This is a genomic window from Bacillus sp. R86525 (assembly GCF_042466195.1).
GTDB lineage: Bacteria > Bacillota > Bacilli > Bacillales > Bacillaceae_G > Bacillus_A > Bacillus_A nitratireducens.
Map to the genome: position 1 here is coordinate 4,391,492 of NZ_JAXHPX010000007.1, position 23,230 is coordinate 4,414,721.

Sequence of the window (23,230 nt, forward strand, 5' to 3'; positions counted from 1 at the left end):
CAGAATTTGAAGGGGCTTTTTGCTTATTATTTTGGTTTATCTAAAAAGTTATTTCACTTGTTTCTTTCATAGTTCATAATCTAGTCTAATACTTTATTTTAATCAATTGTCATGTATCTTCGTGACCTCTAGTGGAAAGTCTAAATCTTTTCTTTATTACATTTATAAAATAAGAATAGGAAAGTCTATTTACACCAATCAATTAGAGTCTAAAACATTTTTTAAATGAAACATTAACTGTATATTCTATACATATTCAGTTAACATAACGCATCATTGTTGGTAGCAAGAATAAGGAGGAACCCTAATCTCACAAGTAAATCACCTTTTTTTGTTCTATGAATCTATGCATTTTTTTATACATTCCTATCCTGGCATGGTTTTTAGGTTACTGGATTAGCAGAAAAACTGGATAAAATCTTGCATGCTCTTAGCGGGGTACCGCCAACAAAACGCAATTTCGTACGCTAAGAAAAAAGCTTTGCTACATAGGTAATGTAGCAAAGCTTTTTTAAGTTGTTTAATTCTCGCTCCACGATCGGCTTTGTTAACTAACACTTTAATTATTTTAACAGCCTTTTGTTTAATTCCCACAAAGCCGTTTTGTTACTATCCCATTTTAAAAGCGTTACGGCTTCCTCAAAGCACAGCCATTTATAATTGAAGTGTTCTTTAGATAATTTAATATTTTTTGTAGGAACTTTAACTCCAAAAGAAAATTCTTTTATTACATAAACATCTTCGCCCCAAAGAAATTCACCAACTACATCCTCTACTGGTAGTGAAGACACAGAATCCAGTTTTATATATGGACTTTCTCTTGTAATACCAGCCTCTTCAAACGCTTCTCGTTTTGCTGATTCAATAGGAGTCTCACCATCTTCTCCACCACCAGCTATTCCTTGCCAATAACCATAATCACTTCGATTAAAAATGGCATATTGAATGGAATCATCAGTTTTTATATAAGGAAATATCAATACTTGATACGGTGCTCTCATTGCTTAACCTCCTCTCGAAAAAATATGAACAATTTATTCAATAACTTGCTATTTTAGTAAATAAAGTATTTGCATTTAAACTTTATAAAACTCAAATGTATTTTTTTCTAAACATATTGTTTCATTGGAATTTTTGATAATAATATCGAAACGTTGACTATACGGATGCATAAACACTTCATACTGAATCCGACGTTCTTCATGAGACTTCCTTAAGTAATTAATATCGGCTCCTCTTTCAATAATATCACGGCTAGACCTTCTCATTAATTCTGTTTCTCCATCTGTATAGAAGTAAATTTTCAAATCAAATAAATTTGGATTAATAAATGCGACACTCATTCCTTCTACAATCGTCACCTTATTTTTCGAAGAAATTAACTCACTTTTCATATAATGTGTATCCATTGTATAAAAATCTAAACCAGCTCTTACCATTTGAACATCTCTTTCTAACGCAGACAAATGATGGGCTGATGGATGACAAGCTGTCATTTTATCATAATGATTTTCATTCTGATATGTATAGTGGATATTTGTATACTTTCGTACATTTGAACTAATAATGTATGGATCTGTATTAATATAACTCACTTTATTTTGATTTAATTGGTTTATGAGCTTATTGGCAAACGTTGTTTTTCCGGCAGCACCGTGTCCTGAAATGCCAATAACAATCTGTTCATCGGTCATACTGATCCAATTTATAATTTCTTGTAATAACTTTTTCATTATTCTCCCCCTGTTACTAATATATCCCCTTATTTACATAATCTTAATATGGAGGTATCCTACTGTAAAATCATACACGAAGTGAAAAAATGGTATGATTATCCATCATATCATCTCTATTTTTAAAAAACTATATTAATTTTCGTAGGATTTTATTGTTATTTTGGGTAGTACCACATGTCCATCAAGCTAATATTTTGAAGTGTCCCCAAAACGAAAATTTTATTATTTTACAGTTGTTTATAAGGATTCAGCTTATTTTCTTCGTTTTGGAGAACTACCAATTTCTTAAGTTGATGAATATGTAAGGCTGCCTCACAAAGAACAATGTAAAAGTAACATCCATAATTTTGCACTCACCCTATTTTACGTTTACTCTGATTCTTTCATTTCATCCATATGAATCTGTTTTCCTGTGAATAGTTTGTAAAACAGATGTGTGCGAATATCTAACAATTTATGTAGCACATGCCATTGGCTCCAATGGTGTGCGTTTTGATTATATATATTTTTGGAGTGCCGGTGGTACTTTTTCTTTATATCCTAATCCCAAAAACGTAGGCTCACGCATACCGATATTCATCTCCTACCTAAAATTGGTATTTCAAACCTTCACATTTTTGAGGAATGAGTCTTTTGTCGGAAAACAATAAAATTTTACTAATTTTTATAATTAGTAGAATTTTTATAGAAATAATCTTCTTAATCTATTAAAATTATATCGAATGATGTCAGATTATATCGTATGATGTCAGATTGTAATAAGGGGAGAGAAAATTTTATGTTAAAAAAAATCATTCCAGTTGCTTTAGCATTAAGTACAGTTACTTTTTCAAGTGTATTTGCTGCGCCTCCAGCTCAAGCAACTACAGAACCAAACCGCTACATAGATGTACAAATGCTCGGTATTAACGATTTTCATGGGCAACTAGACACTGTAAAGAAAATTAACAATAAAGATGCAGGGGGAATCGAGTACTTAGCGGCTTATTTACGTGATCATGAAAAACAAAATCCGAATACATTAAAGGTTCATGCTGGCGATGTTGTTGGAGCAAGTCCTCCTGTTTCAGCATTATTACAAGACGAACCCACGATTGAATTTCTAAATGATTTAAAATTTGATGTTGGAACCATAGGAAATCATGAATTTGATGAGGGTATTGAAGAAATGCACCGCCTTATTTATGGTGGATACCATGAAAAAACAGGGAATTTTAAAGGAGCAAAATTCCCATATGTTGCCGCAAATTTCTATAATAAATCCACCGGTCGTCTATTTTTACCACCATTTACTATAAAAAAGGTACAAGGAGTTCCTGTTGGCTTTATCGGAGTCGTAACAACAGATGTTCCTAACCTTGTTATGCCTACTATGCTAAAGAATGTAGAAATTACAGATGAAGTTGCAGCCATTAACAAATCCGTAAAGAAATTGAAAGAACTTGGCGTTAAATCTATCGTTGTTCTTGCACATAACGGAGGTACAACAGATGAGAACGGCGTAACAAATGGTGATCTCGTCCGACTAGCAAATGAGACTGATCCAGAAGTCGATGTTATTTTTGGGGGGCATAGCCACACCTATGTAAATGGAACTGTTAATAATAAACTTGTCGTACAAGCAAATTCTTATGGAATGGCTTTTGCTGATGTTGATGTAAAGATTGATCGTAAGACAAAAGATATTGTTGAGAAAAAAGCAGAAATTATTACAACCTACCATGAAGGCATAGAGCCTGATAAAAAAATAAAGAAAAAGATGGAGAAATATCAAGAAAAAATCGCACCTCTTGTCAATGAGGTTGTTGGTAAATCTACAGCTCCACTAGATCGAAAACAAAATACGGCTGGTGAATCTACTCTCGGCAACTTAATCGCTGATACTCAGCGTGCAACAATGCAATCCCAAATTGCTCTTATGAACCCTGGTGGTATTCGTAATGACTTAGATGCTGGTGATATTACATGGGGAGAGGTATATGGCATTCAGCCATTCGGAAATCAATTAATAAAAGTTAATTTAACGGGTCAAGACATTCGTGACATTTTAAATCAACAATGGCAAAAAGACATAACAAGAATGCTCCAAATTTCAGGGATCCAATACACTTGGGATGCGAACAAGCCAAATGGAGAAAAAGTCACAAGTATTCGCTTAACAAATGGAGAAGAAATTATTCTTTCTAAAACTTACAGCGTCGTTGCGAACGCATTTCTAGCTTCAGGTGGAGATGGATTTGTGTCCTTTAAAAATGGGAAAGATGCTGAAACAGGACCAACTGATTTTGAAGCATTAGTAGATTATATAAAACAAGCAAAAGAACCAATTCAGCCTATTATTGATGGAAGAATTCAAAAAACAAATTAGTTTTTCATTAATCTCAAAATACCTAGATTACCTGTTCGCTATACTTTTTAGTGTGCAGGTAATCTAATTTTTCTTGTTTGGGTTTGAAATAAAGTCCTACCGTGGTCAACGGATTTCCCATCGATATGCAAATTACCGAAAAAAAGTAAAGCCAACAAAAAATAACCCCAAAATCAACTTTTATTGTTTATTTTGGGGTTATTTGACGTTTACATTAATTTGAACTGATTTGAATTATCTAGATATATTTTCCGCATACAATACTATATAACTCTCACATGTTCAGAAAAATGGCTTTTTCTTTTAAAAACTTTGCTTAGCGTACGAAATTCGCGTTTTGTTGGTGGTACCCCATCGCTATCAAGTTAAGGTTTTGAAGTACCCCCTAAACGAAAATTTTGTGTTTTTATAGCACCGAAGTTCATTTTTATCGTTTTTGGGGTGAATCGTTGCCGTACCTCTTAGACGGTTAACTAACCCCGATTTTTTCCATTTTGACGACATGCTCAATGCCGCAGAAAAATAAGTTTATTTTCTGTTCCTGAAAGCAGCCTTTTTATATTTTCCATATGCCTGAAAATAACCATAAACGCCATTAGGAATGCAAATATATAAAAATATAAGGTATTCCCAAAAACAGGAATAAATGAAATGACCGCAACAAGCAATGTAGCACATATTGTACCTAAAGAGACATAACGGGTTAAAGCTACTATTATCACAAAAAAGCCAAGGCATAAAAGGGCCATACCCCAGTCAATCATAAACAGCACAGCCACTGCTGTAAGTGCTCCCTTGCCCCCTTTAAACCCAAAATATATCGGCCAGTTATGCCCTATAACCGCCCCTGCGCCTGCCGCTAAAAGGCTTACGCAATCTTTAGCCTCTCCCGAATAAAAGTAAACGCTAAGGAACAAGCCTATATAACAAGCAATTATCCCTTTTAATATATCTCCCGCAAGAACAAACACCGCAGCAGATTTCCCAAGTACTCTCAGAGTATTGGTAAGCCCGGCGCTTTTGCTTCCATGGCTTCTTATGTCCTTTCCGTATATTCTCCCTACAATCACCGCTGTATTAAGGCTGCCTAAAAGGTAGCCCAAAGCTAAGGCCGCAAAAATCTTTAAAATATCAATCATCACTCTTCTCCCTTTAAATTATTCTAAATTTCTTTTATTTCTCCATTAATGCAGGGTTTTAGCATTGTCCCTCTCCAGAAAACTTTTCAATAAACTCCTACTTTTTTTATTCATGTTAAAAGGGCATCTACAATAAGGATACTAATAACGACTGAATAATCAGAAAAAATACTAGTAAAAAATACTTCATTAGTCACAATATTTTTGAGCCAAACTGCACGCTTTCCTTCTTCTACTTCAATGATCCAATCACTTAATAAAAAGGGGTAACGATGGGGAATAATTTCTTTAATTTGTTGAATATTGAACATGAATTTCTCTCCTTTATACCATAGATAGATATTTTAGTTAGTTTAATTTCCTAAAATTTCATGTTCGAATATTGACAATATTTAGAACCTGGTACTATTATTTGATTGTATAACTAAGTATAAAGATAGTAAAGGGGGATAAATGTATGCAATCAAAAGCACGAATTACAGCTATTGGTACCTATGTACCTGAAAAAAAGCTGACCAATGATGATTTAGAAAAACTAGTAGATACAAATGATGCATGGATTGTACAAAGAACTGGGATGAAGGAAAAAAGAATTGTTGGTGATAACGAATATGCCTCCACGTCAGCTTTTAATGCTATTGAAAACTTAGTGGAACGTTATCATAAAAGTCTTGTCGACGTGGATTGTATTCTCGTTTCAACAACTACGCCTGACTACACTTTTCCAAGTGTAGCCTGCCAAAAGAAGTAAAGAAGTTAATTCAGTTCTCTTTTAACCCTAGATAAACAGCAATATACGTTCTAATTTCCTTAAATGTTGCAAAGAGGTGGTGAAATTATGAATAAAAAAACTTGGTTTATATTTACTTTTTCAGCTATTTTAGTAGCTGGTTATGCTGTTTTCCAATATTTTATTATGGATGGATTTCAAGCAGGGTTTGTTCAAATGAAGCTTATGTTTCTATCTAAAATGAGTGCATTTTGGTATATTATGTTATTTATACATATTGCAACTAGTGTAGTAGCATTAGTAATTGGTCCTTTTACATTATCCACAAAATTTAGAGAAAAGAATATCAGTCGCCATCGAATGATTGGAAAAATCTATATGATTGGTGTATTATTTGGCGGCGTTTCAGGACTTTATTTATCCTTTTACGCTACGGGAGGATTAGTAGGAAAGCTTGGTTTCGGCTTGTTATCCGTATTTTGGCTAACATCGGCATATCAAGCATTAAACAGAGCTAAGAATAAAGAAATTCAAGACCATCGGAATTGGATGATCAGAAATTATTCCTTAACCTTTGCGGCAGTTACATTACGAATTTGGCTACCTTTATTTGTATTGCTATTTGGACTGAAGCATTTCGAACTTAGTTATGCTGTTATTGCTTGGTTAGCGTGGGTGCCAAATTTAATCATTGCAGAATTATTTATAAGACAAAGTCTTAATAAAGGACAACAACAGAAAAATGCTGATTTACATTTTTGATGCAATTTATACGTAACTCGGCTGAATCCCTTGATGGCAACCCGAAAGGAAGGCCGATGTCTTCCCGCCCTACATAAGAAGATCACCTTAGAGTGTCTTTTTTTATTTTCAAAAGGACCTGCTCAATTCATGCGTAAAAACATAAAGTAAATTGAATCCGTTAAAATACATGAGTGACCCCTTGTTTTCCCCTCTTATCTAAAGGAGGAAGAACTATTATGGGCTTTGGTGGTAGTTGTAGTAGTTGTGGCGGCGGCTTTGCTTTATTAGTTGTATTATTTATTTTATTAATCATAGTTGGAGCTAGCTGCTTCTGCTAAACAAACTATTAGAAAAGACACTCATATATGGGTGTCTTTTCTTTATGAGGTAGCGTCAGAAAAATGCTGATTTACAACGTTAAGGAAATTTCAATATTAAAAAGCCTAATTTCTCAATTAAATGTGAAGAAATTAGGCTTTTTTCATTTAGTGATGAAACCCATTATCACATTTCGTATCATGTGGCATAGGCCCGTCCAGGGAATCCAGAAAGGCAACGGTCTGTTTGAGGTTCCTCAAAAATAAATGCGCGAGATCCATGGAAAATCCATTTCGAACCACAACGCGCATAATCGTCACCGCTTCCATATCTGGAGGCAATGGATAGGCGGGTACTTGCCAGCCAAACACACGCAATTGTCGAGATAAATCATAAAGATTCCAGTTTAATGTGTAACCATCTTTCAGTCGCCAAGCGAAAACCGGGATATCCGAACCATCGGACAAAAGTTCGAACGGTTCCATATTCTGAATCGCCTTGCTAAGAAAAAGAGCGACTTTCTGAGAAGCTCTTTGGACATCATAGTACCCACTTTTCCCCAAACGCAGGTAATTGTAATATTGCAGGAGCACTTGTGCGCCAGGACGAGAGAAATTCAGGGCAAAAGTCGGCATGTTCCCGCCCAAATAGGAGACGCGGAAGATTAGATCCTCAGGGAGATCTTCAGCTTCCCGCCAAATTATCCAACCCAACCCAGGGTAGACTAATCCATATTTATGTCCGGATACATTGATGGACTTCACCCTCGGTAATTGAAAATCCCAGACTAAATCTGGTTGAAGAAACGGTGCTATAAATCCCCCCGAAGCCGCATCCACATGCATAGGAATGTCGAGGCCCGTCCTCTCCTGCAAATCGTCCAACGCTTTCGCAATAGCGGCAACCGGTTCGTAAATCCCGGTATAAGTCTCACCGAGAATCGGTACCACACCAATCGTATTTTCATCCACGGCAGCGAGGACCCCTTGAGGATCCAATCGGGGATGCTCTGGGCTAACCTTCACATAGCGTGGTTCAACCTCCCAATAGTTCGCGAATTTTTCCCACACGACTTGAACAGCAGAACTAAACACAATATTGGGCCGATCCACCGGCTTCCCTTCGCTTTTGCGTGCATTTTGCCAGCGTCTCTTTAACGCAAGCCCCCCGAGCATACATGCTTCCGACGATCCAGTTGTTGAAACGCCCATAGTCGTAAGGGGAGTGGGCGAATGCCAGAGGTTTGCTAAAATGCGGACACACCGCTCCTCAATTTCGGCTGTCTGTGGATATTCATCCTTGTCAATCATGTTCTTGTCGAATGATTTGGCATATAAGTGCTCTGCAGCAGGCTCCATCCATGTGCTAACGAATGTTGCAAGATTCAAGCGGGCATTGCCATCAAGAGCAATTTCATCATGGACGATTTGATACGCTGTTTCTGGTAACATACCTTCATCAGGCATGTGAAAGCGTGGAACGACTGATTCTCCTTCGCGGGCAAACAGAGGATTTACAGAAAACTCGCGAGGCAGCTCCATTTGCACGTGACGCGGTAGATATTGTGGATTATCTGGCATGATCTCTTTTCCTTCGTATGCATCGTTTTGAACTTCTGCTTTTCGATCTTGTTGCATACAAGCCCCCCTTAATTAATTGTTTAACAAACATATTATTTACAAAAAAGCATTTGTTACACCAAGGGGACAATTCTAATAAAAGGTGCTGCCACTATTCGAATTAAAGGAGAAGCCATGAATGGACTTGCAAGAGCTATTTTCTTCGGAAAACAAGGTGAGCTTAGGGAACAAACCATACAGCATCAATTGCAAAGGGCCAGTGCCTTAAACATAATTATCAATGCCATCAGTATCTGGAATACTTTACTTCTAACAAAAGCAGTTAAATACCAAAGACGGATAGGTAGTTTTAATGAGGACTTATTGCATCATATGTCATCTTTAGGTTGGGAACATATCAATTTACTAGGAGAATACCATTTCAATTCAGAAAAAGTGGTCTCATTAGATTCTCTAAGACCATTGAAACTTTCTTAGTGTTGTAAATCCACATTTTCCTGACTCTACCCGATGCCCATCAAGCTAACCAAGTACACCATTTACAAATTCAAAAGACCCCCCCTCAAAGCATCGGCTTTAAGGGGATCCTCTTAGTATTTTCTCTCTTCATACAATCGATTTGCTTTATATGAGAAAAAGAAAAACATACCAATCGCAGCTGGGATAAACAACCATGAAATGCCCCTCATTAATGCAAATGGCGTTTCAAATAAGAATGATCCTACAAATGCTGCGCCGTGCATATCCCATAATCCTGGTGTATAGTATAGGTCTTTCGGATTTACAATCGCTCCTAGATCAATTGTATTATTAAACATAAATAGGATTAACAGCGGTAAATAACATATCGCCACTTCTAAAAATGTCTTAGATAGACGCTTGTACTTCCCTGCTCGTGACATTTGATCTGAAAAAATGTCATCTTCACTTTCCTCATCTACCTTTTTAAAATATTGCGTGCCTGACCACCAATTACCGGCCATATGCTTCCAGCCACTATCTTCAAATAATGTACAGTAATTAATAAAATCCTTTCTTCTATTAAATATTCTATGATCTATTTTAATTGTCGCATCTTCCGGTTCTGCGATTCTAAATTTATAACCGAATGTATTACTTTTTAGTTGATAGCCTTTCCAAGCCATCCCTTCTAACCATTTTTCCTCTTTCTCAAAATCTAAAAAGAATTTCAATCTCCACATCATCGTTTCCCCCTAACTATACGTGTAATAAACTTTTTGTAACCTCAATAATGTGCTGCATTCTCATAAAGTCTAAATGCAATACTTCTTTCCCACGTTCAGTAATGACATACACTTTTCTTCGCTTATCTTCACTTTTTACCGATTCTATTAATTGTTGCTTTAATAAATTTTCAACCGCACCATACAATGTACCCGCTGCAATTTTCACTTGATGATTACTCAGTTCTTCCACCTTTTGCATGATTAAATATCCATGAGCTGGCTCTAATAAAGCTAAAAGAACGTAATACGTTGTTTCCGTTAATGGTAAATTTTTATCTCTATTCATAAAGACCTCCAGTGTAAAGATAAATATATAGTCAAACTATATAGTTCAACTGTATAGTTTTATTTTATACAGTCTAACTGTATATGTCAAATTAAGGTATAAAAAAATAACCTAGATCCCTTAAATGGATCTAGGTTATTTTTAATACGTAAACGTAATCGTCACCAAAGAATATCCTTCTTTTGCATTATACGGCTCCGCTTTATAAGAAACACGGTTTGATCCTTTTGGATAACCGATTTCTCCAATTGCTTTTTTCACATCTTGCAGTGAACCGTCCATTGATTGCTTATAAAGAACTTCAATCTTCTCTGGCTTTGCACTATAGCGCTGCTGCATTTTACTTTTTAATTCATTATAGCTATTTGCGATGTATTCATTTCCTAAATAATTTAACTTTGTATCTTTCAAAATTTGTTGGTATGCAGGGATTTTCGTACCACCTGCCGCAATTTTATTTGTTAATGTACTATAATAGTTTGTTGTAGCTTGCGGATAATCACTTCTGTTCCACACGTGATTTCTTGCAATTTGCTCATCTGATAAGTTGAAATATGAATACGTTACGCGGCCTTGTACATCTGGCACTGGATCATCAAATGTTGTATCGAGATGGTACCACTTGTTATCGATTTTCACTAAATTCCAAGCATGAGGCTGACCATCTCCAGTTCCTACTACAAAATGATTCTCAATTCCAGCTTCTTTTAATAATTGATAGGTTAATAGTGTGTAACCTTGGCAAACGGCAGAACGATTCGCGAGTGCCTCATATGCTGTGTAAGCCTTATAAGACGTATCGTAAGAAACATGCTTTACTACATAATCATGAATCGCCTTCACTTTTTCGTGATCATCCATTCCAACTTGAGTAATAGAAGAAACGATTGCCTTTGCTTGCTTCATTACATATTCCGTTTGTTCTTTCGTTTCACGATATGTAATCTTTAACGTAAACGTATAATTTCCAGATGACCCAGAAATTCCATATGAAACATTCGATCTATTATAATTTGTATACTCATTTTTACTTGCAACTTCTTTATAGGCGTTAAAAAGTGTCTTCATTACTTCTTCCTGATTACTATTTTTCGTTTTATATGGAAGTGTAATATTCGTTTCGTACGCATTAATACGCTTTTGCACTTCATCTTTAAATGCTGCTAATAATGCCGCATCTCCTGTATCTTGCACCGCAACCTCAGGCTTTTTATATTTCAAGGCATTATATAAAAACTGTGCATACTGTTCACGCGTTACCGTTTTAGCTGGTTCAAATTTCCCGTCCCCTGTACCAGATGCAATCCCGTTTGACTGCACCGCACTAATCGCGTTTTCTGCCCAAAATCCATTTGGAACATCATTAAATGTATGTTTTTGTTTAGCTGAAACTTGGAACGCATTTTTAATAATTTGCGCCATTTCTGCGCGGCTAACAGAATCTTTCGGTCTAAAACCGCCATTTCCATCACCTTTAAAAATCCCCAATTTCGTTAACGTTAAAACCTCTTCCGGAAACATTGTAGAACCTGAGCGAATATCTCCATACGGATTATTTAAAGTAGACCCATCTTGTAATACATAACGAGCACCATCATTACTAAACGTACCGCCTTGCTTATTCGGTACTAACACACGATAAATTAAAGCTGCAACTTGCTCCCTCGTCGCAACATCACCAAAACCAAACTTTCCATTTCCATAACCAGAAATAATATTTTTACCCGCTAAATCTTTAATCGCCGGATAGGACCAGTGCGATGTTGGTACATCAGAAAAAACGCCCGCTTCAGCAGCTTTCACATCACTGCCATTTGTATATAATAAAGCACCACCAATAAGTGATAATGATGTAATTGATTTTAATAGTTTTGTGTACATAATGCATTCTCCCAATACGTTCTCTATTTGTGTTATTTTTTGTCGAAAAATCTAAAATAATATGACAAAACACATTATACAATTAAAACTTTTCGGAGGATATATTAAATTTAAAAATATGCAAAAACTCATATTACTATAGTAATTCGTACGAATATTATGTTGCAAATATATAAAGTGAAACTTTAATCAGTTGGGGGTTACGGGCTGCCCACAAATAGCGGGATAAATAAAAAGAAAAACACTAATGTAACATTATTAATATACATATCTCTTTTTGAGCTTTTATTTCGCTAAAATGCACAATGCTATCTCCATTAAAATCGCAATAGAATCCTGAGAACATACCTTTTAACATGATTCATTATACGATTGCAAATTTCATGTCTTTTATTTAAAACAGTTGTTACTAATTGTAATTATTTGCATCCACTTCATACCTCCATGCAATATTCTTTGGAACTTTTGGATACATTAAATATGCATAGCATTGTAGTTTACATATATTTCACTTTTGTATTTTTGGACCAAGTATTAGGAGGGTATTTATGATGAAAAGCTGTACAGCATTCCTTATTATTGATGTACAGGTAGGTTCATTTGAAGAGAAAAAAGTCCTATATAATAGAACGGAATTATTAAAAGTTATTCAATTATTGATTTCTAAAGCCCGTTCTGCTTCAGCCCCTATTTTTTATATGAAGTTTAACGGGAAGTCCGGTTCCTTGCTTAGTCAAGGGACACCTGGATGGGAAATTCATAAATCAATTGCTCCAGCAACAGGAGATATCGTTCTTGAAAAGAATCATCCGGATTCTTTTCATAAAACGAGTCTTCAACAAGAGCTGGAAATGAGAAATATAAAACGAGTTGTTATAGCAGGAATCCAATCTGAAATTTGTATAGATGCAACATGCCGGCGTGCATACAGCTTAGGGTATGACGTTACTCTTGTAAAGAATGGGCATAGTACATATAATTCTACAATATTATCGGCGTCTCAAATTATTAAGCATCATAACGAGATAATCGGTCAATGGTTTGCCTGTGTAAAAAGTTCCGAAAGTATAGATTTTTAATTCCATTTCCATATTTGATAGTCTATATATTTTTTACGATAGTCTCTTGCACTTTCAAAGAATTATTTTCCAATGAACTGGTTCCTAGACTGCCTATTTCTACAACAAGAAGAGAGCTGCCCATAGGTCAGTTTCACCGACTTATGAGGCAGCTCCCTCTTAGTTTCACCTTATTTTATCGATGAATCCAAACTGCACCTGCAGACTTGTCTTCAGCTTGACCTACTACTTCAAACTTTAATCCTAGTTTCGGCAACTTACGTCCTGCATCTGGAATCGCGCTGTTGATGTACTGCTTAGAATCATCAAATTTTGCAACCCCTGGTAATCCTTTATAGTCAAAGATACCGCGAGTTGGCGAATCCACTCTCCATGCTGGCGCTTGATCAAATGAGAATGCCGCATCGGCAATTTGATAACGCGTACTGCTCTTCACAGTCGGTTGTCCGTTTAATGTACCTACGATTGCCTCTGGATGAGAATCTACTACTCCTAAGAATCCTTCACCTGGATGAACACCTACCCAGTTATCTGTAAAGCTTTGATCCGCATACCATACAACCATTCCTGTATTAAAGACTGGACCACGCGCATGTTGTAACGCCGTGTCAGAACCAGCGTAATTTCTCCACTCTACATAGTAGTTATTTTTTTTCTGTTCCAATCCGTTAGATACAGTAAATCCTTTTAACGTCATTGCTGGTTGACCTTCTGCATCATCTGAGAAAACAACTTTGCCATCTACAGTTAATGCAGCATTATCTAACGCAAATCCTTTATAAGCTACTGCAATATCTGTTAAATACTCAAATTGCAGTTTTACTTTTTTCCCTTTAAATTGGCTTAAATCGTATGATTTATCAACCCACTTACCATCAGTTGTATCCACGCCGTCTTTTACATCTTTTTCGCCCATTCTATCAATACGTACCTTCGTTCCATCTTCTGCAATCGCATATACGTCAAGGAAATCATACTTCGCTTCAAGTTCGTAGAATGCCTTATAATCGAACTTAGCATCCTTTGCATTTGTTAAGTCAAATACTGGTGTCTCAAGTGTTGTATGAATGTCATTTCCTTTTGTGCTGTAATAAAACTTCTTACCAAATGCTGACTCGATATTTTTAATATCTTTGTCTGGCAAGTTAACACGAACGATTCCTGGTCGCTTTGATTTTGTAACACTTTGATCTAAATATGTTGCAACACCGACTCCCGTGCGAAGTTTATCATAATCTACCTCAACGATATTCGCCCAGTTGCCATTCATATTCTTTTGGAAAAACTCTTTATTTTGTGGTGAGAAACTTGTTGGCTCTGTTCCTGCAATTTTTCCAGCCCAGCTACCACCACTCATAATAGACCATGACTCAATAGGTTCACCTTGTCCTGAGTACTTCGTATCGTACTCATCTGGTAAGCCTAAATCATGACCATACTCATGCGCAAACACACCAACCGCTCCATCTTCAGGCTCGATTGTATAATCGTATGCAGCCATCTTTCCGCCCCAATTCGAAACAGAAGATTTTGTGCCATCAATCGCATATGGTTTTGATCCAAGTTTTGAACGATGAGACCAAATTGCATCATCTTTCAATTTACCGCCGCCAGCTTCTTGACCCACGCCAGCATGTACAACCATTAAATGATCAATAATGCCATCTGGTTCGTTTTTATTTCCATCACCATTTTGATCGTATTGATCATATTGGTCATAATCAGCTAAGTTAATTCCTTTTGCTACCGCTGCTTTTAATGCTTCTTTCACAAGATCACGCGGCCCTAAAGGACCCTTATTATCATGACCAGTGCCCGCATCCGCACCATAATCTGAAGCTTTCCCTGGAACAGTAAGCCATTCCGTTACAGTTCCATCAACTGTGTAGCTACCGCCAGATTGTTCTTCATAATATTGTTTAAATGTATTAATCTTCGATCCATCAAATAACGTAAATGGTTCATCACCAAATAACATTTTTTGATAATGTTCACGATTAAAGTCCTTAGAATACATGTATCCTGGCTCTTGATCAATATTGTTATGCTTAAAATCGCTAAATTCTACGAGTAAAACAAGCACTTTATCTTTTCGAACAGCACCGTTGTACTCTTCTTGCTTCGCTGGTGCAGTAGGGACTTTGCCATTTAATTTACTAGAATTCAATCCTGCACCTGGTCCAGCTACTGGCCCTACTGTTGGCTGTTGCGCCTTTTCATTTTCCTTCATTTTTGCATCTTTTACTTTTTTCATAAAATCAGAAGCTTCTTGCGTAAGACTATCTCCTGTCAAGATTTCTTTACCAGGGTTTTCCCCTTTCTTTTTCTCAACATATTTCTCAACAGCCTTTGACGTCTCAGCTTGTGATGCAGATTGATCAATTACGCCCCGTTGTTTTAGCGCTTCTGCCAAACGCTCATCCGGTATTAAATGCTCATCTATTGGTAGAGATGGTGTTGGTGTTTCAGCATACGCCGCATGACTTCCAAAAGCAAAACTACTACTTAGTACTGCCGCTGTTGCTAAAACTGATAATGGTTTTAACTTCTTATTCTTTTTCAATGCATTTCCTCCCCAGTGTCTGCGAATTATCGTTTTTTTTGCCGATAGCAACATAATATTCTTTATAATAAGAATATTCAATATTTTTCAACAGATAAAATGTTGAGAAATATTTTTTGGGGCAGGGTGGGATAAGAAAATACAAAACTTCTACTAGTTTATGTTTTGCACATAACCATACAATGGAATTACTCGTTCTTTTATCTTGATGCGATGGAGTAGTGCTAGGAAAGGAAAGGAAAGGAAAGAAAATACAACATACAAACAGCCCAAGTTCCTTATTCGAACTTGGGCTGTTTTTTAATATAAATTGATACTTTTCTTTCTGGTGCAAAAACTCTAAAAACCTTGTAAGTACGCTCTTAAACTTGGACATACTGATACTATTAATTTAGCAAAGGTTTGCACCAGAACCTTATTTTTTAATCAACATTATTTAACTGACTCTACTTGTTTTTCTAATTCTATTCCAAGGAATTTAGCAAGCTCAAGCATACCAAATTGATTCGCTACAGACTCTGCGTCAGAATTATAGTTTGTGTTTGTATTAATATCATACGTATAAATTGTTCCATCCGAACTGCGAATAAATTCAATACCAGCGACAGTAATTTCGTTTTCTTTCAAAAATTCTTTGTATTGTTCAATAATTGGCTCTTGAAAATCCGATATAATTTCAAATTTTGTTGACAACTCTTTCTTACTCTCTTCTCCTACTGGGCAAAAAGCATCGTGAATAGAGCACGCATCTGCCGGACAAAGCTCAAATCCTTCTGATGTATCTACTTTAACTGCATATACAAACTGACCGCCTACAAACTCACAACGTGTAATATATGGTTCTGGCGCTTCAATATACTGCTGGATTAAAGTAATTCCATCAATGGGCTCTTCAAACGTCGGACCATCCAAATATTGTTCTAAAGTATCAATGGAATGAAACAGTTGAACACCAAGGCCTTTACCTGCACGGTTATGCTTTGTAATGAACGGTACTTCCCCTAACTCCCTTGCTGCTTTTACTATATTATCACGGCCAACAGCACCGATTGTTTTCGGCACTTTTATCCCAAATTTTCTTAATGCTGCATATTGATTCAATTTACTTACTTCAAGACGTAATGCTCGAGACCCATTAAATACTGTTCGTCCGTATCCCTCTAGCCAAGCAAGAACTCCTTCAGTCAACTCAGGTGCATATCGATGCCCTCTCGTATGTGAAGAAGCACTCATACGGCTATAAAAAACACCTTGGGGAGGTTCTTGTTCTAACGAAAGTGTTCCTTCATTTAAAAACCATTCCTCATACGGTAACTCCAGTTCTACCAATCTTTTCACCAAATGATCCGTCCATTCCTTATTTTCATGTAATATGTAAATTTTACTCATTTGTAATCAATTCCTTTCTTTTTGCTTCAACTAATGGCATCACTTTTTCAGAAAATCGTTTCATCTCTTCAAGCTGTGGAGAAAATTGTAAAAGTAATAACGTAACACCCACTTTTTCAAAAGCAAGTATCCTTTCTGCAATTTGTTCTGGTGTTCCGATTAAATTAGGGCGTAACCCGCGATTAGATACGGAATAATCATTGAGCTTCACTTGCTGTTCCAAATGCGACTTACTAATAAAATCTTGGTAACCCGCGTAACCTAAAGCATCGTCTTTCACATCCGTTATGCGTCTCCATTCTTCTAATGCCTCTTCTTCTGTATCACGACAAATGACGTAAGCCGCGAGCCCGAATGACTGCAATGGCTCTTCTGTGACTTTCTTTCTACGATTCTTCATATCTTCTATTTTCACAGATACTTCTTCCACTGTTCCCCCGTGCATTACATATGCATCCGCGTGATTTACAATGACCTCTTTCCCTCGCTCACTCTCACCACCTGCATAGATCTTAATGCCTTGTTTCTGCACAGGTTTTGGACTTAAATGTGTATGATGAAGCTCATAAAAATTCCCTTTATAAGAAAACACTTCTTCTTTCCAAACCTCCTTCAAAACTGTTACAAATTCCTCTGTGCGATCATATCTTTCATCATGTGCGGTAAATACTCCGCCGTACTGTCTCGCTTCTTCTTCCCACCATGCTGAAACTACATTCAATGTAAAACGACCATTACTTAATTGATCGATATTCGCTGCCATTTTCGCTGTAACTGCTGGATTGTGGAAGCCAGGTCTTACAGCTGTCATAATCTCTAATTTATCCGTCACTGCAGCAAGTGCTGCCGCAGTTGTCCACGCTTCTAAACTTGGTGCTGAAACACCTTTTATATCATTTAAGTTTAATTCTGCAATAAGAGTTGTTGAAAAACCTAATTGTTCTGCCGCTTGCGCTGTTTGTTTTGCATACTCAAAAGTAGGCGGCATAGATTCATCATCTACATTTCGAAGCCATCCCCCAAAAATCGGTAACCAAAAACCATACTCCACTACCTATTCCCCCTTTATCTTTTAGCCATAAAAAAAAGCTACTCTTATCGAAATAAGAGTAGCCTTCTTGACTAAGTGAACCGCTCTTATCTTTCAGGTGTTTTTTCACCTGCAGGATTTGGCACCTTTCGTCTAAAACGAGGTTGCCGAAGTTTCATAGGGCCCGTCCCTCCACTTCTCAACATAAGAATTGTTTGATTTTCATTTATTATAATCATCAGAATAATAAAAATCAATCGTTTAATACTTATTTTTCCGATATACATTAAATGATATGTAAAAAACCATGTTGTTATAGAGATTTATAAGGGTATTATGTTGTTTTACTTGCGGATATATAAAGGGGTATGTTGTATCATGTCGAAAACATCATTTATAACCAAGTTACTTTACTTCTATCGTAAAGGAGATAGAGAATACGCCAAAATAAATATCAACCTAAAGAGGTGTTAGTAACATGAAAAATAAACGATGCGAGAATTGTGGTTCTACTACATTTAAAGAAGGAAGAGTTGGCTCTGCTTATCATGCATATGTTTGTGAGGATGATTCTAGTAGGCTCTTTTCAGTGGGGAAACGTTCCAAACTATTAACTACATTTTGTTTAGAATGTGGTGAGGTGAAATCATTTAGAGTTGAAAAACCGGAGATATTTAAGGAATAAAATAATACTAATTACATATTATGAAGATGTTTATTAATGATACAGTAGGAATGATAACAACGGACGATTGCGCTACAACTAGAGTAAATACACCAATCATATCAATAAAAAACAAGAATAAGGTGTCTAAAATACCACCTATTTCGATCCAATAATGAGACATTATGTTAATCTTAATAGAATCGCTTTATAATATGTATAGTTGCACAAAATTGAGAAACTTAAGGAGACAGATACATTTTATGAGGAAATTATCCATATTACTTACTTTAATTCTAGTATTAGTAAGTGTTACGGCTGCTTGCACACAAGATAAAAAAGATAGTGCTGTTGAAAATGGTCCAATAGAAGAACCAACCGTAAAAAATGAAAATGAAAAATCAATAAATTTTGAAGAAGAAGAATATATGAGACGCTTGGAACAAGGTATTTTATTAGTTGGTGAGAGTGCAAAGGGAGGCTATTACTTGACCGCCGTTCAAAGTGCATATTCAAATGATAGCAACGATTCTATCGTTGTTAATGTCTCTGTAAAAAATGTACGAGGCCAAATGATTGGTCTATCAGAATTAAAATATAGCTTAAAAGATGAAAAAGACGGAAAGACCTATGAAGGAAAGGTGCTTGATCAAAACCCTTCTGATATACAAGTTAAACCAAATGAAACGGTAGAATTGAAAATAGCTTTTGAAGTACCAGGTACCGCAGATGAATATATGTTTTATATTGAAAGCTCTTTAGACTCTCTAGAAGCACACTGGAAAATTGATAAGCTGCAATCACAAAAAAACTAAGTCTAAAATACAATTTAATTGAAGAAATCTCTCAAATAAGCAAAAAGCACTGAAAGAAGTCTTCTACATATAATCAACTAACTATATAAAAGTCCCTCCACCTTAAGGCAGAGGGACTTTCCAATTCCTATTTCAAACTACCCGCAATCTCCGTAAAGATAACCCCAAGCGCATGCGCACCTGCATCAGGATAGCCTAAACTTCTTTCACCAACTGTACCGGCGCGGCCCATGCGAGCTACGATTTCTTTCGTATACTCTGCGCCTTTAACCGCTGCTTCTGCTCCTTTTTCAAAGGCAGTTTTCACGTCTACTTCGTTCGAAGCGCTATTTAACCAAGAATCTACACATGGAGCTAGTGCGTCAACAAGTGTTTTGTCACCAACTACCGCTCCTCTACCGAATGATCTTTCACCGATAGATTGTATGCCTTGCAGTGCTGCTTGCAACATTTCAGCGAATTCTTTCACTGTTAGCTCACGTTTTTCGCCTGCCGCTTTACTAGCTGCGCGGAATGCACCGCCCCAAATTGGACCAGATGCGCCGCCGCAATGTTCCATAATAATCATCGAACAACCGTCAAGGAATGATCCGATCGTTACATTTTCTTGTTCTACAATAGAATGCCACTCACGTTTTAATTGCTTAAATCCTTTTGCCACACTCATTCCGAAGTCGCCGTCACCTGCATGTGTATCTAACTCACAGAACGGTACTTCGTTTTTAATAATGATGTCGCTCATTTTATCAACGAGATAAATCATGTTGTTTAATGTAATGACATTATCTTTAATCACAGCGTGCTCTTCCGCCGTTTCTATTTCAAAGGAAACTTCCTTCTCTTCTGCTCCTTCAAGCACATTCACATACTCTACACTTTCAACTGGACCATCTACTTTAAACGCTGGTGTATTACATTCTTTCGATAGTAATGTTTTTAGCTCATCATCTAATTTCATTACTGTTAAAGACATACCAGCCATATCGATACTCGTCATATAATTGCCGACGAATACTCTATTAATTTTAATGTTTCTAGCAGCTAATTCTCGTGTAACTGCGTTGTTAAATAAGTAAAGTTCTTGCAGTGGTGTTCCGCCAAAACCGTTAACTAGAAGCGCGATTTCTTCGCCATCTTTTACTCCTAAATCTTTTACAAGATCGTTTGTCATACGGTTCGCTAATGCATCTGCCGACAGCATTTTTTCACGTTTAATTCCTGGTTCACCGTGAATACCTACGCCATATTCCATTTCATCTTCCGCAAGTGTGAAAGTAGGTGATCCGCTTGCTGGAACTGTACAAGAAGTTAACGCTAAACCGATTGTACGCACGTTAGCCGCTGCTTTTTCTGCGATAGCTTTCACCGCTCCTAAATCCATTCCTGCTTCCGCAGCTGCACCGGCAATTTTATGAACTAAAATAACTCCGGCAACGCCGCGGCGTCCTACTGTATACAAACTATCTTCTACCGCAATATCATCGTCCACTTTTACGTAGTCGACTTCAATTCCATCTTCTGCCGCTAAATGCGCACCGTTTTTGAAATTCATAATATCGCCGCTGTAATTTTTAATAATTAATAACGTACCTTTTTTACTAGCTGTTTCTTTAATTGCTTGATACACCTGAATTTGTGAAGGAGAAGCAAACACATCTCCGCACACTGCCGCATCTAACATTCCTTTTCCGACTAGGCCTGCATGCGCTGGCTCATGACCACTACCGCCGCCACTAATTAACGTTACTTTATTTTCGTTCATTTCTTTCTTCTTAATCACTTTATATTTTTTCAAAAGCTCAAGCTCTGGATGGGCCATCACCATTCCGTTGCACATTTCCATTACTAATGTTTCTGGTTTGTTTATAATCTTTTTCATTGTGATTCTCCCTCAATTCCTTTAATATATTGTGATATATTTGAAATCTTCTTCTTACTACTCATGTTAAAATGAAAGCGTTTTATAGTAAACGGACAAAATGGACAATCTGTCTAAAGACACCGCTCTCAATTATGGGTAGGATTTTCATATTAATAACATTCTAGGGATGATTCAGATGACCTCTTCTATAATTTCTAAAAAGATAATCGCGAATTCATTGAAGTATTTAATGGAAACAGAGTCGTTTCATAAAATATCAGTGAGCGATATTATGTTACACTGTCAAATGCGTAGGCAAACTTTTTATTATCATTTTAAAGATAAATTTGAACTATTAAGCTGGATTTATAGAGAAGAAACGAAGGAAAACATTATCGACTTTCTCGACTATGAAACATGGGAAAACATTTTCGATTTATTATTTGATTACTTTTATGAAAATCAAAAATTTTACCGAAATGCATTTAAAGTCATTGAGCAAAACTCGTTTAATCACTATTTATTTGAGCATACGAAAAACTTATATATGAAGATTATTGATGAATTATCTATGAGCTGTGGATTCAGCCTTTCTGATGAAACAAAAAATACGATTGCCTCTTTCTATAGTCACGGCTTCGTTGGGACGATAAAAGATTGGATTGAAAGTAAATGTGAAGTAGATCCGTCCATTATGTCTTCTCTCATGAAAAATATGATAAACAATCAATTACTACTTTTACTCGAGCAATCAGCAAAGTAATTAAAGGGTGGCAAAAGCAATGAAAAAGATTATGAATGATGTAGAAAATATTGTTCAAGATATGCTACATGGCTTTTATTTTGAACATAACGACAAAGTAAATTACGACGAAACACATAACATCATTTATGTAAAAGATATCGCAAAACTGAAGCAAAACGTTGTTATTATAAGCGGTGGTGGTAGCGGACACGAACCTGCTGATATTGGTTATGTAGGAAAAGGTATGCTTACAGCGGCAGTAAACGGAAGTATATTCACTCCGCCTACAGTGGAACAAATTGTGACGGCAACTCGCTTAATGCCAAAAGATAAGAGTATTTTATTCATCATTAAAAACTTTAAAGATGACGTAGCAAACTTTCTAGCTGCAGAACAAATCGCCAAAAAAGAAGGAAGACAAATTGACCACATCATCGTAAATGACGACGTTTCAATTGAAGATGATGCTTCCTTTAATAAAAGAAGACGCGGCGTCGCTGGTACTGTTTTCGTTCAAAAAATACTTGGTGCGGCCGCTTTTGAAGGCCATTCTTTAGAAGAACTAACAACACTTGGTCATTCTATCATCGACAACTTACACACATTAGGAGTCGCCCTTTCACCTGCAAATGATCCAGTACAAGGAAAAGCTTCATTCACATTAAACGACGATGAAGTCTTTTACGGAGTCGGCATTCACGGCGAAAAAGGTTACCGTAAAGAAGCACTATCCTCTTCTGAAATATTAGCGATCGAACTTATGAACAAACTAAAAAGCATTTATCGCTGGAGAAAAGGAGACGACTTCGCCATCCTTATTAACGGATTAGGCGCAACTCCGTTAATGGAACAATACATTTTCGCAAACGACATTCGCCGTTTATGTGAGCTGGAAGGCTTACGTGTAAAGTTCGTAAAGGTTGGTACACTGCTAACTTCTTTAGATATGAAGGGTGTTTCGCTCAGTTTGCTTAAGGTAGAAGATTTGGATTGGGTGAAGTGGTTGAAAACGGATGTTGGAGCGAGTGGTTGGTAACAATAAACGAAACATTATG

19 protein-coding genes, 3 pseudogenes and 1 riboswitch are annotated in these 23,230 nt (G+C 36.5%); of the genes and pseudogenes, 10 read left to right on the top strand and 12 right to left on the bottom strand.

Annotation, left to right across the window (positions count from 1 at the left end; translation table 11 throughout):
• Positions 1 to 563 precede the first annotated feature (563 nt).
• Both SJY24_RS25420 and SJY24_RS25425 read right to left on the bottom strand, forming a co-directional pair.
• The gene (locus SJY24_RS25420) at positions 564 to 1,001 is read right to left on the bottom strand and encodes an NUDIX hydrolase (RefSeq protein ID WP_001202613.1); all 438 of its coding nucleotides are present in this window, start codon (positions 999 to 1,001) and stop codon (positions 564 to 566) included.
• 75 nt (positions 1,002 to 1,076) lie between these two features.
• The gene (locus SJY24_RS25425) at positions 1,077 to 1,733 is read right to left on the bottom strand and encodes a uridine kinase family protein (protein WP_044741056.1); all 657 of its coding nucleotides are present in this window, start codon (positions 1,731 to 1,733) and stop codon (positions 1,077 to 1,079) included.
• Between the two features lie 781 nt (positions 1,734 to 2,514).
• Here SJY24_RS25425 and SJY24_RS25430 point away from each other — a divergent pair.
• A complete protein-coding gene (locus SJY24_RS25430; RefSeq protein ID WP_377866623.1) occupies positions 2,515 to 4,104 on the top strand; it encodes a bifunctional metallophosphatase/5'-nucleotidase in 1,590 nt (529 codons plus the stop codon).
• Between the two features lie 506 nt (positions 4,105 to 4,610).
• Here SJY24_RS25430 and plsY read toward each other — a convergent pair.
• Positions 4,611 to 5,243, bottom strand: coding sequence for a glycerol-3-phosphate 1-O-acyltransferase PlsY (gene plsY, locus SJY24_RS25435; protein WP_377866624.1), 633 nt, complete (start codon positions 5,241 to 5,243; stop codon positions 4,611 to 4,613).
• Positions 5,244 to 5,362: 119 nt separating this feature from the next.
• Positions 5,363 to 5,554, bottom strand: a pseudogene (locus tag SJY24_RS25440) (hotdog family protein); the annotation flags it as partial.
• 146 nt (positions 5,555 to 5,700) lie between these two features.
• Here SJY24_RS25440 and SJY24_RS25445 point away from each other — a divergent pair.
• From SJY24_RS25445 to SJY24_RS25455, 3 genes and pseudogenes are all read left to right on the top strand, one after another.
• Positions 5,701 to 5,985 (top strand): annotated as a pseudogene (locus tag SJY24_RS25445) (ketoacyl-ACP synthase III); the annotation flags it as partial.
• Positions 5,986 to 6,081: 96 nt separating this feature from the next.
• Positions 6,082 to 6,735 carry a DUF2306 domain-containing protein gene (locus SJY24_RS25450; RefSeq protein WP_377866625.1) on the top strand — a complete coding sequence of 218 codons (654 nt, stop codon included), beginning with the start codon at positions 6,082 to 6,084 and terminating at the stop codon, positions 6,733 to 6,735.
• 218 nt (positions 6,736 to 6,953) lie between these two features.
• Positions 6,954 to 7,055, top strand: coding sequence for a YjcZ family sporulation protein (locus tag SJY24_RS25455; protein ID WP_000505688.1), 102 nt, complete (start codon positions 6,954 to 6,956; stop codon positions 7,053 to 7,055).
• 147 nt (positions 7,056 to 7,202) lie between these two features.
• Here the strand turns inward: SJY24_RS25455 and gad are convergent, their stop codons facing one another.
• Positions 7,203 to 8,672: a glutamate decarboxylase gene (gene gad / locus SJY24_RS25460; RefSeq protein WP_377866626.1), complete on the bottom strand. Its 1,470-nt coding sequence runs from the start codon at positions 8,670 to 8,672 to the stop codon at positions 7,203 to 7,205.
• A 105-nt stretch (positions 8,673 to 8,777) separates the two neighbouring features.
• On the opposite strand from gad, the pseudogene SJY24_RS25465 reads away from it, so the two are divergent.
• Positions 8,778 to 9,092 (top strand): annotated as a pseudogene (locus SJY24_RS25465) (Tn3 family transposase); the annotation flags it as partial.
• A gap of 113 nt (positions 9,093 to 9,205) precedes the next feature.
• Here SJY24_RS25465 and SJY24_RS25470 read toward each other — a convergent pair.
• The 3 genes from SJY24_RS25470 to SJY24_RS25480 form a co-directional block, all read right to left on the bottom strand.
• Complete coding sequence (locus SJY24_RS25470) at positions 9,206 to 9,817, bottom strand: DUF2812 domain-containing protein (RefSeq protein WP_377866627.1); 612 nt, start codon at positions 9,815 to 9,817, stop codon at positions 9,206 to 9,208.
• Positions 9,818 to 9,833: 16 nt separating this feature from the next.
• Positions 9,834 to 10,148 carry a PadR family transcriptional regulator gene (locus SJY24_RS25475; RefSeq protein WP_377866628.1) on the bottom strand — a complete coding sequence of 105 codons (315 nt, stop codon included), beginning with the start codon at positions 10,146 to 10,148 and terminating at the stop codon, positions 9,834 to 9,836.
• Between the two features lie 141 nt (positions 10,149 to 10,289).
• On the bottom strand, positions 10,290 to 12,029 hold the full coding sequence (locus SJY24_RS25480; RefSeq protein WP_377866629.1) for an S-layer homology domain-containing protein: 1,740 nt from the start codon (positions 12,027 to 12,029) through the stop codon (positions 10,290 to 10,292).
• Positions 12,030 to 12,577: 548 nt separating this feature from the next.
• Here SJY24_RS25480 and SJY24_RS25485 point away from each other — a divergent pair.
• Positions 12,578 to 13,108 carry a cysteine hydrolase family protein gene (locus SJY24_RS25485; protein WP_377866630.1) on the top strand — a complete coding sequence of 177 codons (531 nt, stop codon included), beginning with the start codon at positions 12,578 to 12,580 and terminating at the stop codon, positions 13,106 to 13,108.
• A gap of 175 nt (positions 13,109 to 13,283) precedes the next feature.
• Here the strand turns inward: SJY24_RS25485 and SJY24_RS25490 are convergent, their stop codons facing one another.
• The 3 genes from SJY24_RS25490 to SJY24_RS25500 form a co-directional block, all read right to left on the bottom strand.
• Positions 13,284 to 15,671, bottom strand: coding sequence for an immune inhibitor A domain-containing protein (locus tag SJY24_RS25490; RefSeq protein WP_377866631.1), 2,388 nt, complete (start codon positions 15,669 to 15,671; stop codon positions 13,284 to 13,286).
• Positions 15,672 to 16,103: 432 nt separating this feature from the next.
• Positions 16,104 to 17,060, bottom strand: a complete 957-nt coding sequence (locus SJY24_RS25495; RefSeq protein ID WP_377866632.1) for an ATP-grasp domain-containing protein — start codon at positions 17,058 to 17,060, stop codon at positions 16,104 to 16,106.
• Positions 17,053 to 18,111, bottom strand: a complete 1,059-nt coding sequence (locus tag SJY24_RS25500; protein WP_377866633.1) for an LLM class flavin-dependent oxidoreductase — start codon at positions 18,109 to 18,111, stop codon at positions 17,053 to 17,055. Before SJY24_RS25500 ends, SJY24_RS25495 begins: the two co-directional genes overlap by 8 nt.
• 83 nt (positions 18,112 to 18,194) lie before the next feature.
• Positions 18,195 to 18,301: riboswitch (SAM riboswitch) on the bottom strand.
• 267 nt (positions 18,302 to 18,568) lie between these two features.
• Between SJY24_RS25500 and SJY24_RS25505 the strand changes: the two genes are divergently transcribed.
• Entirely contained in the window at positions 18,569 to 18,775 is a 207-nt protein-coding gene (locus SJY24_RS25505) for a hypothetical protein (protein ID WP_000792084.1), read from the top strand.
• A 242-nt stretch (positions 18,776 to 19,017) separates the two neighbouring features.
• A complete protein-coding gene (locus tag SJY24_RS25510; RefSeq protein ID WP_377866634.1) occupies positions 19,018 to 19,569 on the top strand; it encodes a DUF4352 domain-containing protein in 552 nt (183 codons plus the stop codon).
• A gap of 127 nt (positions 19,570 to 19,696) precedes the next feature.
• On the opposite strand, the gene dhaK is transcribed toward SJY24_RS25510, so the two are convergent.
• Entirely contained in the window at positions 19,697 to 21,448 is a 1,752-nt protein-coding gene (gene dhaK, locus SJY24_RS25515; protein WP_377866635.1) for a dihydroxyacetone kinase subunit DhaK, read from the bottom strand.
• A gap of 178 nt (positions 21,449 to 21,626) precedes the next feature.
• Between dhaK and dhaS the strand changes: the two genes are divergently transcribed.
• Positions 21,627 to 22,193 (top strand): dihydroxyacetone kinase transcriptional activator DhaS, encoded by a 567-nt coding sequence (gene dhaS, locus SJY24_RS25520; protein WP_000204216.1) that lies wholly within the window; start codon positions 21,627 to 21,629, stop codon positions 22,191 to 22,193.
• Between the two features lie 19 nt (positions 22,194 to 22,212).
• Positions 22,213 to 23,211: a DhaKLM operon coactivator DhaQ gene (gene dhaQ, locus SJY24_RS25525; RefSeq protein WP_377866636.1), complete on the top strand. Its 999-nt coding sequence runs from the start codon at positions 22,213 to 22,215 to the stop codon at positions 23,209 to 23,211.
• Positions 23,212 to 23,230: the final 19 nt, after the last annotated feature.